The sequence below is a fragment of the Photorhabdus akhurstii genome, from assembly GCF_018448925.1.
Classification (GTDB): domain Bacteria; phylum Pseudomonadota; class Gammaproteobacteria; order Enterobacterales; family Enterobacteriaceae; genus Photorhabdus; species Photorhabdus akhurstii.
In genome coordinates this window covers 75090-88285 of sequence record NZ_RCWE01000002.1, presented here as the reverse complement: position 1 = coordinate 88285, position 13196 = coordinate 75090, and the positions used below count along the sequence as shown (strand labels likewise).

Annotated in this window: 14 protein-coding genes and 1 pseudogene; 6 read left to right on the top strand and 9 right to left on the bottom strand. The window is 43.0% G+C overall.

Annotation, left to right across the window (positions count from 1 at the left end; genetic code table 11):
• Positions 1 to 4 precede the first annotated feature (4 nt).
• From hcaR to EAE93_RS03060, 3 genes are all read left to right on the top strand, one after another.
• Entirely contained in the window at positions 5 to 883 is an 879-nt protein-coding gene (gene hcaR, locus EAE93_RS03070; RefSeq protein ID WP_214039041.1) for a DNA-binding transcriptional regulator HcaR, read from the top strand.
• A 119-nt stretch (positions 884 to 1002) separates the two neighbouring features.
• Entirely contained in the window at positions 1003 to 1905 is a 903-nt protein-coding gene (locus tag EAE93_RS03065; RefSeq protein ID WP_250150857.1) for an alpha/beta fold hydrolase, read from the top strand.
• 69 nt (positions 1906 to 1974) lie between these two features.
• Positions 1975 to 2757: a fumarylacetoacetate hydrolase family protein gene (locus tag EAE93_RS03060; protein WP_036806292.1), complete on the top strand. Its 783-nt coding sequence runs from the start codon at positions 1975 to 1977 to the stop codon at positions 2755 to 2757.
• A gap of 234 nt (positions 2758 to 2991) precedes the next feature.
• Here EAE93_RS03060 and EAE93_RS25475 read toward each other — a convergent pair whose 3' ends face one another.
• Together EAE93_RS25475 and EAE93_RS25470 are read right to left on the bottom strand one after the other, a co-directional pair.
• Positions 2992 to 3237: a pseudouridine-5'-phosphate glycosidase gene (locus EAE93_RS25475; RefSeq protein WP_265340069.1), complete on the bottom strand. Its 246-nt coding sequence runs from the start codon at positions 3235 to 3237 to the stop codon at positions 2992 to 2994.
• 318 nt (positions 3238 to 3555) lie between these two features.
• A pseudogene (locus EAE93_RS25470) lies at positions 3556 to 3752 on the bottom strand (DMT family transporter); the annotation flags it as partial.
• Positions 3753 to 4221: 469 nt separating this feature from the next.
• On the opposite strand from EAE93_RS25470, the gene EAE93_RS03040 reads away from it, so the two are divergent.
• Both EAE93_RS03040 and uspE read left to right on the top strand, forming a co-directional pair.
• Positions 4222 to 4977, top strand: coding sequence for an FNR family transcription factor (locus EAE93_RS03040; RefSeq protein ID WP_036775662.1), 756 nt, complete (start codon positions 4222 to 4224; stop codon positions 4975 to 4977).
• Between the two features lie 135 nt (positions 4978 to 5112).
• A complete protein-coding gene (gene uspE / locus EAE93_RS03035; RefSeq protein WP_214039040.1) occupies positions 5113 to 6057 on the top strand; it encodes a universal stress protein UspE in 945 nt (314 codons plus the stop codon).
• Positions 6058 to 6128: 71 nt separating this feature from the next.
• Here uspE and EAE93_RS03030 read toward each other — a convergent pair whose 3' ends face one another.
• From EAE93_RS03030 to EAE93_RS03000, 7 genes are all read right to left on the bottom strand, one after another.
• The gene (locus tag EAE93_RS03030) at positions 6129 to 7094 is read right to left on the bottom strand and encodes an urease accessory protein UreD (RefSeq protein WP_040150562.1); all 966 of its coding nucleotides are present in this window, start codon (positions 7092 to 7094) and stop codon (positions 6129 to 6131) included.
• Positions 7091 to 7726 carry an urease accessory protein UreG gene (gene ureG / locus EAE93_RS03025; RefSeq protein ID WP_011146430.1) on the bottom strand — a complete coding sequence of 212 codons (636 nt, stop codon included), beginning with the start codon at positions 7724 to 7726 and terminating at the stop codon, positions 7091 to 7093. The genes EAE93_RS03030 and ureG overlap by 4 nt, the downstream gene beginning before the upstream one ends.
• A 52-nt stretch (positions 7727 to 7778) precedes the next feature.
• On the bottom strand, positions 7779 to 8465 hold the full coding sequence (locus EAE93_RS03020; protein WP_214039039.1) for an urease accessory protein UreF: 687 nt from the start codon (positions 8463 to 8465) through the stop codon (positions 7779 to 7781).
• The gene (locus tag EAE93_RS03015) at positions 8462 to 9058 is read right to left on the bottom strand and encodes an urease accessory protein UreE (RefSeq protein ID WP_036775655.1); all 597 of its coding nucleotides are present in this window, start codon (positions 9056 to 9058) and stop codon (positions 8462 to 8464) included. Before EAE93_RS03015 ends, EAE93_RS03020 begins: the two co-directional genes overlap by 4 nt.
• Positions 9059 to 9133: 75 nt before the next feature.
• Entirely contained in the window at positions 9134 to 10849 is a 1716-nt protein-coding gene (locus tag EAE93_RS03010) for an urease subunit alpha (protein WP_214039038.1), read from the bottom strand.
• Positions 10850 to 10916: 67 nt separating this feature from the next.
• Positions 10917 to 11306: an urease subunit beta gene (locus tag EAE93_RS03005; protein WP_036775652.1), complete on the bottom strand. Its 390-nt coding sequence runs from the start codon at positions 11304 to 11306 to the stop codon at positions 10917 to 10919.
• 91 nt (positions 11307 to 11397) lie between these two features.
• Positions 11398 to 11700 (bottom strand): urease subunit gamma, encoded by a 303-nt coding sequence (locus tag EAE93_RS03000; protein WP_011146425.1) that lies wholly within the window; start codon positions 11698 to 11700, stop codon positions 11398 to 11400.
• A 391-nt stretch (positions 11701 to 12091) separates the two neighbouring features.
• On the opposite strand from EAE93_RS03000, the gene EAE93_RS02995 reads away from it, so the two are divergent.
• Positions 12092 to 13117 carry a HoxN/HupN/NixA family nickel/cobalt transporter gene (locus EAE93_RS02995; RefSeq protein WP_036806308.1) on the top strand — a complete coding sequence of 342 codons (1026 nt, stop codon included), beginning with the start codon at positions 12092 to 12094 and terminating at the stop codon, positions 13115 to 13117.
• Positions 13118 to 13196: the final 79 nt, after the last annotated feature.

The window sequence follows — 13196 nt, the reverse complement described above, 5'->3', positions numbered from 1 at the left end:
GGCAATGGAATTAAGACACTTACGCTATTTTATTGCGGTGGCAGAAGAATTAAACTTTACTAAAGCCGCAAAAAAATTGCATACTGCACAACCTTCATTAAGTCAACAAATAAAAGATTTAGAAGATTATATTGGTTCCACACTATTAGAGAGAAATAAACGTAGAGTCTCTCTAACCAAAGCGGGAGAAGTTTTTTTCCAACAAGCCCGACTTATTCTTGACAATGCAGAAAAAGCAAAAAAAATGGCCCGCAGAGCGGCACAAGAACAAATTGTGCTAACTATTGGATTTGTCCCATCAGCAGAAGTTAAAGTATTACCTGAAGTCATCCCAATATTTCGCCTGGCTCATCCTGGAGCAAAAGTAGAACTTATTAGTTTATTTAATCCAGGACAAGAAGATAAATTATTACAAGGTGACATTGATGTCGCTTTCATGCGTCCGCCGATAAAGAGTGATTATATTGATTTTAAAGTCATTCTTAATGAACCGCTGGTGGTTCTGATGCCCGCTAATCACAGGCTAAGATATTGTGAGAAAATTTCAGTCAACGATCTACACGGAGAAAATTTTATTACTCCCGATCCAACACAATCTGGCGTATTACAACAGATTATAGAAAATTACTTTACCGAACATAATGTCGTTCCTAATATTATTCAAACAGCTAATAATATGCTATTAATCTTAAACATGGTTAGTCTGAATTTAGGGTGTGCAATAGTACCACTCTATATTACCAGCATCATGACAGATGCGGTTATTTGTCGGCCATTATCAGGCTATTCCCCGACAATAGAGTTAATAATGGCATGGCGAAAAGACAACACCTCAGAATTATTATCGCACTTAATAGATGTTGTTGAAAATAAATACCTGTAAGAATAAAAATAAGCGTCATTGTTTTTACCTTTCAGGCTAGACATATTAAGTATTAGTGAATATTACCCGTGGTCGTTATATTAATAACGTATTAACTTAAAATAAATAAGGGAGATATCATGATGTCAACATCAGCAAACCCTCAACATAAACCTATACAACCTGAATTACGTTCGCTTTGGTCGGCCATTGCCAGTGGTGAAATCCATCTACATCATCTCAATGTAAAAGGGATAAAAACCCGTGTTCTTGAAGCAGGTAATGGACCTATTCTCATTTTCTTACATGGTATTGCAGGTCATTTAGAAGCTTATATGCGCAACATACTGCCCCATGCTGCCCATTTTCGTGTACTGGCGATCGATATGCTAGGGCATGGCTTCACGGATAAACCTGTCCGTTCCTATGAAATTATCGATTATGTGGAACACCTGCGGGATCTTATTGAGACATTAAATCTGAAAAAAATTCACCTTTCTGGCGAGTCGTTAGGTGGATGGGTTGCAGCCCGGTTTGCAGCAAAATATCCGCAATATATTCACCGTCTGGTGTTGAACACCGCCGGTGGCATGATTGCTGATCCAAATGTGATGGAACGCCTGCGCACACTGAGCTTGAATGCCGTGAAGAACCCGGATCGGGAAGCTACCCGCAAGCGTCTTGAATTCCTGATGGAAAACCCGGCTATGGTGACAGAAGACCTGGTTGAAGCCCGTTTTGCCATTTATCGTCAACCGGGTATGTTGTCCGCAATGGAAAACATTATGTGCCTGCAAGATATGGATACCCGCTTACGTAACCTCTTGACCGAAGATGAGCTGGCAAAGATCCAGGCTGAAACCCTAGTGCTATGGACCACACACGATCCGACTGCTGCGGTTTCAGTAGGTCAGCGCCTTGCCAGGCTTATCAAAAATAGTCGTTTTGTCGTGATGGAAAAATGCGGTCACTGGCCTCAATATGAAGACCCGGACACATTCAACCGACTTCATATCGATTTTTTACTCAATGGCAACAGATAATGTCTCTTTCAGACGAGTGATATTCCAGTTGGAATGTCACTTCTGTGGTTTGATTAGGAGCAACAACAGATGAATAACGTCATAAACCATCTTAGTGAGAAATTATTTCAATCGTGGCAGAATCGTCAAGCTATCGATCCTATCTCTGATGAATATCCAGAACTGACATTACACGATGCTTATCTCATCCAGCAAAAAGTTATTGTTCGCCGGTTGGAAGCAACCGGAGCACAAATTGTCGGCAAAAAAATCGGTATTACCAGCCAGGTAGTTATGGATATATTGGGCGTCGATCAACCCGATTTTGGCATTCTCACCTCAGATATGCATTACAAAAACAACGCCACTGTACCCATTGAACAATTAATCGCACCGAAAGCTGAAGGTGAAATTGGCTTTATCCTAAAACACAATCTGAGTGGACCAGGTATTACGGCGGGAGATGTACTCAGGGCAACAGATTACATCGTGCCCTGTATCGAAATTGTCGATTCCCGTATCCGTGACTGGAAAATAAAAATCACAGATACTGTTGCTGATAATGCCTCATCAGGGTTATTTGTCATTGGTAATGGTACCCGTCTGCCATCAGAAATTGATTTAGCTGCCGTTACAATAACGCTGGAGAAGAACGGCAAACTGGTTGACACCGGCATCGGCGCCGCTGCACTAGAGCATCCCGCTAACGCAGTTGCCTGGCTAGCGAATATGCTAGGAACACTGAATATGGCATTACTTCATGGAGAAATCATTCTCTCTGGCTCCCTCACCACAATGGCGCCAGTTAATCCTGGTGATCAGTTGAAAATTAACTTACTTGGCGTGGGATCTGCCAAGGTCAGTTTCGCCTGAAAAGATGGATCGAGAAACCGTTTTAAATAATGTACCTGAGAAAGCGTAATGCCAAAAACAGAGATTAATTTCCGGCTAAGATATCAACGGTATATTGGCGCTCCTGCACGCCATTTACCGCTGATTCTACACCCTCAGCACTGAATGAGATTTTTACCAGCATTATGGAAAAGTTAACACATTAGAAAATCGATAAATATGATAATCAGCACACCCAGATGATGAAAATAATGATTAAGACCAACCTCTATTTTTATAAAAAGCATGGGCTACCGCTAACTTTCCCGCAACTTCTGCGGTATTCACTAATACGGCCATATTGGCTTTCGCCGAGATGCCATCAGTTTCTCGGTCAATCGTTCTCATCAGATACTTTGTTAATGAATTACCAACAATATTATTCTTTTTAGCCTCCAATACCGCTTGTTGTATAATCATATCAATCTTTTGACTCTCAAGTGCATTGAGAATAGATCGCATCCTTTTCGCCGAAGATAAATCATTATTGCTCTCCGAACTGTAACCAGATGACATTAATCCAATATACAATGGATTACTTTGTAACGCATGTAACCGACGACCCAATGTCATATAATAATGCCATTCCGGGACACAACGTGGAATAATTGACACATCAAAACTGGAACGATCATAAACTTGCTGATTAATCGCGATAACATCCTTTTTTCGGACAATATCATCACTTATTCGTACAAATTCTCCGTTAGAAAAGTGATATAAAACAAACAGTACTCCAACAATTTTTACCAACCCAGGAGTCATATCCTGATATAGCCAATCAAGCAGTACCGCTGATAACATTTGCCCTGCAATAACAAGGACAGCGGCATTCATCGCCCCTAATTTAGGAAAAATATAACTACTGACTGCTACAAACAAAGCGTCAATATTATTGTTAAGAGAAAAAAACCACCTATATGATTCCAAAGCGAAGCACCAAAAGAACCAATCGAGACACTTAATTGCCCATTAATCGTCCTTGTCGCCGCGATAAATATGCCATTTAAAAAGGCAATTTACCTTATTATTTAACTAGTTGTATTTAGGAATAAAATCAAAAATAGGCTCTTAAATTCAAACCATGTTTTCAGACTTGTCTTATTTCTCTATAAACCTTTATATGGAGCCATAATCTGACTTGTCAGAAAAATAAAAAATAGATAGATTTTAAAAGATAATTGCTATGGAGAACGTAAAAATAGGGCTTGCCATAGGTGGATAAAGGAGAAACTCTTTACTAAACTCAAGACGCTGATATTGAATATAATCTTGCTATGGCAATGATCGAACATTAACTTTACGGTAATGTAACAATTTCTTATAGTTAATATATAAGGTAGTACATTTTCTCGAATAAATTGCAGAAAACCATTATAGCTCTTACCAGAATCATCAAGAAATGCTAAAGTTGAAGGATATGAATATTTCAAATGAGCATGCCATATGATCCAGGAAAAACGTGTTATTCGTCGAATCCAGTCTGGTGGTTGTGCGATCCACTGCCAGGATTGCAGCATTAACCAGCTATGCATTCCTTTTACCCTGAATGAGCACGAGCTTGACCAGCTTGATAATATCATTGAGCGTAAGAAACCTATCCAGAAAGGGCAAACATTATTTAAAGCAGGCGATGAGTTGAAATCTCTTTATGCTATCCGTTCTGGCACAATTAAAAGCTACACTATCACCGAAGAAGGTGATGAGCAAATTACAGGTTTCCACCTCGCAGGGGATTTAGTCGGTTTTGACGCTATTCTTAACACTAAACATCCAAGTTTTGCTCAGGCTCTGGAAACATCAATGGTCTGTGAAATTCCGTTTGAAACATTGGATGACCTGTCTGGAAAAATGCCTAATCTTCGCCAGCAGATGATGCGCCTAATGAGTGGGGAAATTAAGGGCGACCAAGAGATGATATTGCTGTTGTCTAAGAAAAACGCCGAAGAACGGCTAGCTGCATTCATTTATAATCTCTCTCGTCGTTTCGCTCAGCGTGGTTTCTCACCAAGAGAATTCCGTTTAACCATGACCCGCAGTGATATTGGTAATTACCTCGGTTTAACTGTTGAAACTATTAGTCGTCTGCTTGGGCGTTTCCAGAAAAACAATACTCTCGGTGTAAAAGGTAAATACATCACGATTGAAGACATGGATAAGTTGTCTGAATTAGTCGGAAAAAAATCTGTTTCAATTACCTGATCTTAAAACCAGATCATCTTATTTTGTTGATCTGGTTCTCCTCTGACCTGTTCGGTTTGCTTATATTGGTTTATCTTTAGTATTGAAACGTGAGTATTGAAGCGTGTTTTGTCTAGCCTCTGTGAGGATACCATTATGGCAAACTATCAAAACCTTTTAGTTGTAATTGACCCAAGTCAGGACGATCAACCGGCATTAAGACGCGCAGTTTATATAGTGCAACGCAACGGTGGCCGGATTAAAGCTTTCTTGCCCATTTATGATCTTTCTTATGAAATGACCACCTTACTCTCCCCAAAAGAAGCTAGTGCTATGCGTAAAGGGGTTACCAGCCAACGCACTGCCTGGCTTAAACAACAAGCGTACTACTATCTGGAAGCCGGTATTGATATTGAAATAAAAGTGGTATGGCATAATCGACCTTATGAAGCGATTATCCAGGAGGTCATTACAGGTAATCACGACTTACTTCTGAAAATGACGCATAAACATGACAAGCTAGGCTCCTTGATTGTTACCCCACTCGACTGGCAGTTACTCCGTAAATGCCCATGCCCAGTATGGATGGTCAAAGATCAGATATGGCCAGACCAAGGCTCCGTTGTAGTCGCAGTCAATTTGTCTAATGAAGAGTCATATCATCATGAGCTGAACCTGAAACTGGTTAAGGAAACTCAGGAACTGGCAAATCAAGTCATGAAAAACCCAGAAATTCATTTGGTCAGCGCTTATCCTGTCGCGCCACTGAATATCGCCATTGAATTACCCGATTTCGACCCAAGTGTTTATAACCATGCTCTACGTGGCCAGCATCTTATTGCCATGAAAGAATTGCGCCAAAAATTCTGTATTGATGAAAAATATACTCATATCAATGAAGGACTACCGGAGAGTGTTATTCCCAAAATGTGTGATGAGATGAATGCGGGTATTATTGTTTTTGGTATCCTTGGCAGAACTGGGCTATCCGCCGCTTTTCTGGGAAATACCGCAGAACATGTGATCGACCAGCTTAAATGTGACCTTTTGGCGATAAAACCTGATGGTTTTGAATGCCCAGTTAAAGCCGCTAAAGAGTGATAGTAATAGAGTAATAGTATGATAATCATCCATTTGGCGATAAAACCTGAAACAGATTTTCATCCCAGGTTTTATCGCCAGATAAACGGCTCAGGTAACGTAACACCAAGGATCTCCTCACGGGCTATACGCCAAAAAAGACGAATACCCGCTTTAACTTGATAAGTTTCTTTTCCCAATACCTTAAAGATTAGACCACACTGATTAGGTAAACGACTGGTACCACTCGCTATACCCGTTTCAGCATCGTACTGAGGAGTCATTCGCGCCAGAATACGATCATGGTGAACCTGAGGTGTCAGCAAGATCACGTTTCCGAACACATGGAACGGCCCCATCACCCCTACGCTGTTCAACGGTTGTTTTTTAGGCTCCAGTACATAACGCTCTGTAAACAATACCTTGCCATCAAAATCAGTTGCCGTAATACGTGATGAATAAACATCAAATTTAAACCCCTGATCAGCAAGGTGGTATTTGCGACCGGACATAATAATTTCAGAATAAATCAATGTGGCGGTCGGATGAATGGTTATCTGAGTGTCGGTAATAAACCGAGAACCACTGTGAGGTATAATCGGATCGGGCATCATTTCCAGATAGCCTCCCTGCTCTATCTGGATAGTTTGTACTTGCGCCGCGTAGTTATTCTCCATCGAATGAATCTTAGTCGCCGATTGGGTGGTGACATGACCAAACGCCTCTGGAGCGACATGAATGTCCAGCGCCAATCTATCCCCTTGCAAGATACATCCCGACGTGGAGATCATAAATACACACGGCATCTGCGGTAAAGCCTCATCCCAATACAGCGCCCGCTGCACTAAATAAGGCACCCGGCGTTTCATTTGCGCCAAAATACTACGATCACCACGCCGGGCAAATCCCAACCGCAGATAGCCACTTTTACCGACATCACCGCTTGCCATTTGAGGCGGTTCATCCTGAAATCGTGCAAGTTCCGGCGCGTTGACACCAAGATTATTCGCCCATTGACATGCATCTCCGATATTTTGCGGTGAGCTGGTGGAAGTCATTGCGTCGCCTGTAATGAATGGGTAAACAGGAAATCACGCATGATCATATTTACCAACGTTTCAACACCCTCTCCGGTTTTGCAATTGGTAAGGATATAAGGACGCTGACCACGTACAACTTGAGTGTCATGCTCCATCACCGCCAAGCTGGCGCCAACATAAGGCGCTAAATCAATTTTGTTGATCACCAGAATATCAGCCTGTACCAAACCCGGTCCGTTCTTGCGCGGGATTTTCTCCCCTTCAGCGACATCAATCACATAAATATAAAAATCTGCCAAAGCCGGACTAAAAGTGAGTGTCAGGTTATCACCACCACTTTCAATTAACACAACGTCGCTGTCAGGAAAACGCGCTTCCATCTCCTCTACCGCGGCAATATTCATACTGGGATCTTCGCGCACCGCGGTATGAGGGCAAGCACCGGTTTCCACGCCAAGTATCTTTTCTTCATCTAAAATGCCCTTCAAAGTACGTTTAACCTGTTTAGCATCCTCAGTGGTAACAATATCATTGGTGATAATCAGAGGTTTTATTCCGCGCTGGATCAAGATAGGTGTGATCACTTCAATAACGGCCGTCTTGCCTGAACCCACCGGACCGCCAATGCCAATTCGGGTAATTTTTTTCACAGGGATTTCCTCACACGATTAAGAGGTGGTTAAAAGCGATATCAGGATCAAGTTAATTACTGAACAGCCGGGTAAACGCGCTAACGTGAAGCGCTGCCAGAACATCGGTTATAGGTGCATAAGATGTCATCTGTTCAATCCCTCCCTTTTCCGCCTCATCACAAAACAGTTCGATATCTTGATTCAATGAGAACAAGATACGTTGAATTTCTATATGGGTAACACGCATCAGGCGTATAGCCGCACTAAGTATCGTCATTGCAACGCCATATTGATGCATGACGATCACTTCACGTGGAGCCGCACCCAATGCACTCATGACAACCGCCAAAGTAATCGGATAGGTACCGGCGGCAATATCGCTCTTTATTTGTGCTAACCACCATGCAATTAACGATTCACCAGTGACTTCAACTGCCATCTCCGCTAATTTTTTCCCCATCCGCGTGACCATTGTGCGACTTTCTTCATTTAATTTGCGATTAAATACCGCCCAATCATGGGTGATAGCGGCATCATGTTGCCCACTATTCAGCGCCTGACACGCGGCCACAACTGCGCGGCCATCACTACTTACCGCCTGTAACAACGCTGTGCGCGTGAACTCGCTTAACGTTGCCACGTCATACACGATTTTGCTCTGAATGGCCGATTCCAGACCGTTTGAAAAAGAAAACGCGCCAACAGGCAATACTGAATCAGCAAACTGCATGATCCTGATTAAGCGGAGAGCGTTCATTTTAGTTTAATCACATGCTGGTTCAGAAATGTATTATCGACATGAACGTGTGTCGCGGAATCCTCAGCACCACCGAATAATAAGCGAGCTTCTGAGTTGTTAAGAGAAGGCAATATCTCTTCACCTTTAACAAAGGAGTAAGGCAAGGCATGAAAACCGTGGGTTTTCATGACTGAATCCATGACCTTAGTTGAGACTGTCAGCGGAATATAAATCTGGTTGTTTTTAATCACTGACTTCCAATGCTGATTACCTAAAGCATGACCAAGTTCGAAGCTGGTTTTCATTACCGTCTCTAAATCTAATGACAGTAATGATTTCAGATGAATAACCATCACATCACGCAAGCTCATTTGAACAATAACCGCCAGTCCTTTAGCTTCGTCCCACAATAAAACGTCACCATCAGACAATACTTGATGACGGTCAAGGGAAATACCTAAATCCAATCCGTTAAGGGTAGATTTACGACAACGGCTTTTTTGCGCTTCCCATTGCGAAAGCACCAAGATATCCGGCGAGATCCCTTGCAAGCGATCTCGCCAGAAAACATCCTTTTTGGCATTACCAAGAATCTGTTCAATAACAATCATAAGATTAATCCTCTGAACGCATGGATCGGTTAATCCGGCCAGAAACATATTCTCTGACCGGCAGTAAAAAATAGATTAACTAAAGAAATAGCGCTGATTGAGCGCGACTGTCCTGACCGGTTTTACAGTGGCATATTCACCATTCACCTTGACAGAAAAGGTTTCTGCATCCACTTCAATTGCGGGCGTTTCAGCATTACGCACCATGTCTTTCTTAGAGATAGCCCGGCAGTTGCGCACCGCCATAACTTGACGTTCCAAACCAAGGCTCTCTTTTACCCCCAGTTCCATCGCCGCCTGGGATACAAAAGTAACACAGGTTTCCTGAAGGGTTTTGCCCAATGCGCCAAACATAGGACGATAAAATGTCGGCTGCGGCGTCGGCAGTGAAGCATTTGGGTCCCCCATCACCGCCCAATTAATCATACCGCCTTTAATGACCAACTTAGGTTTTACGCCAAAAAAACGTGGCTCCCACAGCACAAGATCAGCCATTTTTCCCACTTCAACCGAACCGAGCACGTGACTTATGCCCTGAGCAATGGCCGGGTTAATCGTAATTTTGGCGACGTAACGTAATACACGGAAGTTGTCGTTATGTGCTGCATCTTCCGGCAACTTGCCACGTGCCGCTTTCATGGCATGGGCAGTCTGCATCACGCGTAGCCAGTTTTCTCCCACTCGCCCCATTGCTTGAGAATCACTGGAAAACATCGACAATACGCCCATATCGTGCAACACATTCTCCGCAGCAATGGTCTCTGGACGCACACGGCTTTCCGAAAATGCCACATCAGCCGGTACTTTAGGATTAAGGTTATGGCAAACCATAATCATATCAAACAGTTCCGCCTGGCTATTGATACCGTAAGGCAGTGTGGGATTAGTCGAGCTAGGCAACACATTCATCTGGCTGGCAACTTTAATGATATCCGGTGCATGTCCGCCACCGGCGCCTTCGGTGTGGAAAGTATGAATGGTGCGACCTTCAAAAGCGTCGATGGTATCTTCAACATAACCGCCTTCATTCAGGCTATCAGTATGCACTGCGACTTGGATATCCATTTCATCCGCTACACGTAAGGCATTACGCAACGCGGAGTTAGTTGCGCCCCAGTCTTCGTGCACTTTCAACCCGGCAACGCCCGCTTTGATCTGCTCAACCAGCGGCATAGCCACCGCAGCATGGCCTTTTCCCAAAATACCTACGTTAACCGGTAAACTTTCAAAAGCACGCAACATGCGATGGATATGCCACGGACCGGCGGTGACAGTGGTGCCATTAGTGCCGTCAGTGGGGCCAACACCACCGCCAAAGAAAGTCGTCACCCCATTGGATAAAGCATGTTCAGCCTGTTGAGGAGAAATAAAGTGAATATGGGTATCAATACCAGCAGCCGTGAGGATGAGATGCTCGCCAGATATAGCATCAGTACTAACACCAACCACCATACCGGGGGTAACGCCATTCATCATGTTAGGATTACCACTTTTACCTATCCCGACAATACGTCCCCCTTTTATGCCGACATCCGCTTTAATGACGCCTTGCCGGGCATCTAAAATAGTAACGCTGGTGATGACCAAATCTAATACGTTTTCGCTGGTCATACGGTTATCCGCACCCATACCATCACGCAGCGATTTACCTCCGCCATAGACCGATTCATCACCATAGCCACGCAGATCTTTTTCAATTTCAATAAATAGATTGGTATCACCCAAGCGGATCTTATCGCCGGTCGTCGGGCCAAAAAGACCTACATATTCCTGTCGGGAAATAGTTGGCATAGTTTATTCCTTTGTTCGAAAGATTTTCCGACGTTCGTCAACTCTACCTTGAATTTATTCGATTCTACTATCCGGCATGTAACCAGGTTTTCTCCACAGGCTCATCAATAACAACCTGACTTTTACCCGCCCAACCATCGACTAAATTATTAAATCCATAAACGTTTTGTTTCCCGCCAATCGGGATTAATGACACCTCGATTTCATCACCGGGTTCAAAACGGATAGCAGTTGTTGCTGTGATATTAAGTCGTTTACCAAACGCAGCCGCACGATTAAATTGCAAAGCTTTATTTACTTCAAAAAAATGGAAATGAGATCCCACCTGAATAGGGCGATCACCTGAATTACGAACTTTTAATTGAATAACCGGACGATCTTCATTAAAGGAGATCGGGTCTTTAGCCAGAATATACCCCCCCAACGGAGTAACATCTTCTTTATTATTTTTTTCCATCGGAAAATCTCCACGTTAAGACGTGAGTCAAGACATAAGTTAATATTTTGTCTAGATAATTTTTCCTGCTATTTACAATTTGTTTCAGCAATCATTGAATGGGATCATGCACAGTGACCAAACGACTACCATCAGTAAATATTGCTTCAACCTGTACATGCGGAATAAGATCAGCGACGCCATCCATCACATCCTCTTTAGTCAGAACATGTCTGGAATCATCCATCACTTCTTCCAATGTTTTCCCCTCTCTGGCGCCTTCCAATGCAGCCGCAGTAATAATCGCAACGGCTTCAGGATAATTGAGTTTTAAACCGCGAGACTTACGCTTTAATGCGACATCAGCCAGTGTATATACCATGAGTTTTTCGATTTCCCTTGGTGTTAATTGCATAAAGCCCCCTAATCATTGGTTATTCCATACGGCCACACTGCTATGTCAATATATAACTTATATGTCAATATATAACTTAATACAATTTTTCCAACAGACTTTATTCAAAAGCTGCTGTCCCTATCCGAATATTGATTTAGATAATCTTTTAGCAAAAAATCTTTGACACAAAGACCATAATATGTCAATTAAGATCATTCTTTTCAACACAGGTTAGTCCTCTTACCTCTTATTTAAATTTATCCAAGGTAATATTACAAGCTGATTAGTATGCCCACTTGGTAAAAAAATTATAGGTCATGAAGTCAGAAAATACTTACTGTTTTTTTGGACTTCTAGCAATCACCCGTAAGACGGGTTTTACATTTACAGATTTACAGGTATTCCATATATGAATAATTTAACGGATAAAAAACGTGCTGTATCTCTTCTGGTTGTTTTGATTGCCGCCAACATACTGGCTTGGGTTTGGGCATTTATCGCTTTCCGTCATCATGCGGTTATGATGGGGGCGGCCCTGCTGGCTTACGGTTATGGACTGCGCCATGCGGTCGACGCTGATCACATCGCAGCCATTGATAACGTCACCCGTAAATTGATGCAACAGGGTAAATCACCTATTGCTGTCGGCGCATTCTTTTCTCTTGGGCATTCCACCATTGTTATTCTGGCCTGCTTCGCCATCGTCCTAACCTCTATGGCGTTTAAAGATCAAATGGGCTGGATTCATGACTATGGCGGCATTGCCGGTACCTTAGTTTCGGCCTGCTTTCTGCTAGCAATAGCACTAATTAATTTGCTGATATTAAAAAGCGTTTATCAGAAGTTTCAGGAGATCAAACGTGGCAGAAATCTGGCTAAAAGTGATTTGACTGTACTAGAAACGACGCCGGGGGGGATCATGACGCGCCTGTTTCACTCAGTCTTCCGACTGGTAAGCAAAAGCTGGCATATGTATTTGGTCGGTTTTCTGTTTGGATTGGGTTTCGACACCGCTACCGAAGTTGGGCTATTAAGCATATCTGCCGCCGGCTCTCTCAGTGGGCTTCCTCTGTGGTCGTTGATGGTATTCCCGGCGCTATTTACCAGCGGTATGGCACTCATCGACTCACTGGATAATTTTGTAATGGTGGGTGCCTATGGTTGGGCGTTTTCCCAACCGACACGCAAACTCTATTACAACATGACCATTACCGCGGCTTCCGTTGCTGTAGCACTGTTCATCGGTGGGCTGGAAGCGCTTGGGCTTATCGCTGAACAGTGGGGTTTGCATGGCGTTTTCTGGAACACTATCGGGGCATTAAATGACAATATGGGCAATGTTGGTTTTTGGGTTGTCGGGATTTTTGTTCTGTTCTGGACCTTATCAGTGATGAATTATCGCTGGCGGGGGTACGATACGCTGGAAATTAAATAACAAACGCAGAACTCTTCACATAACCGTGCGATGTATTACATCCTGAAATGTTGTTATGCTCGCTATCTAATGATAGCAT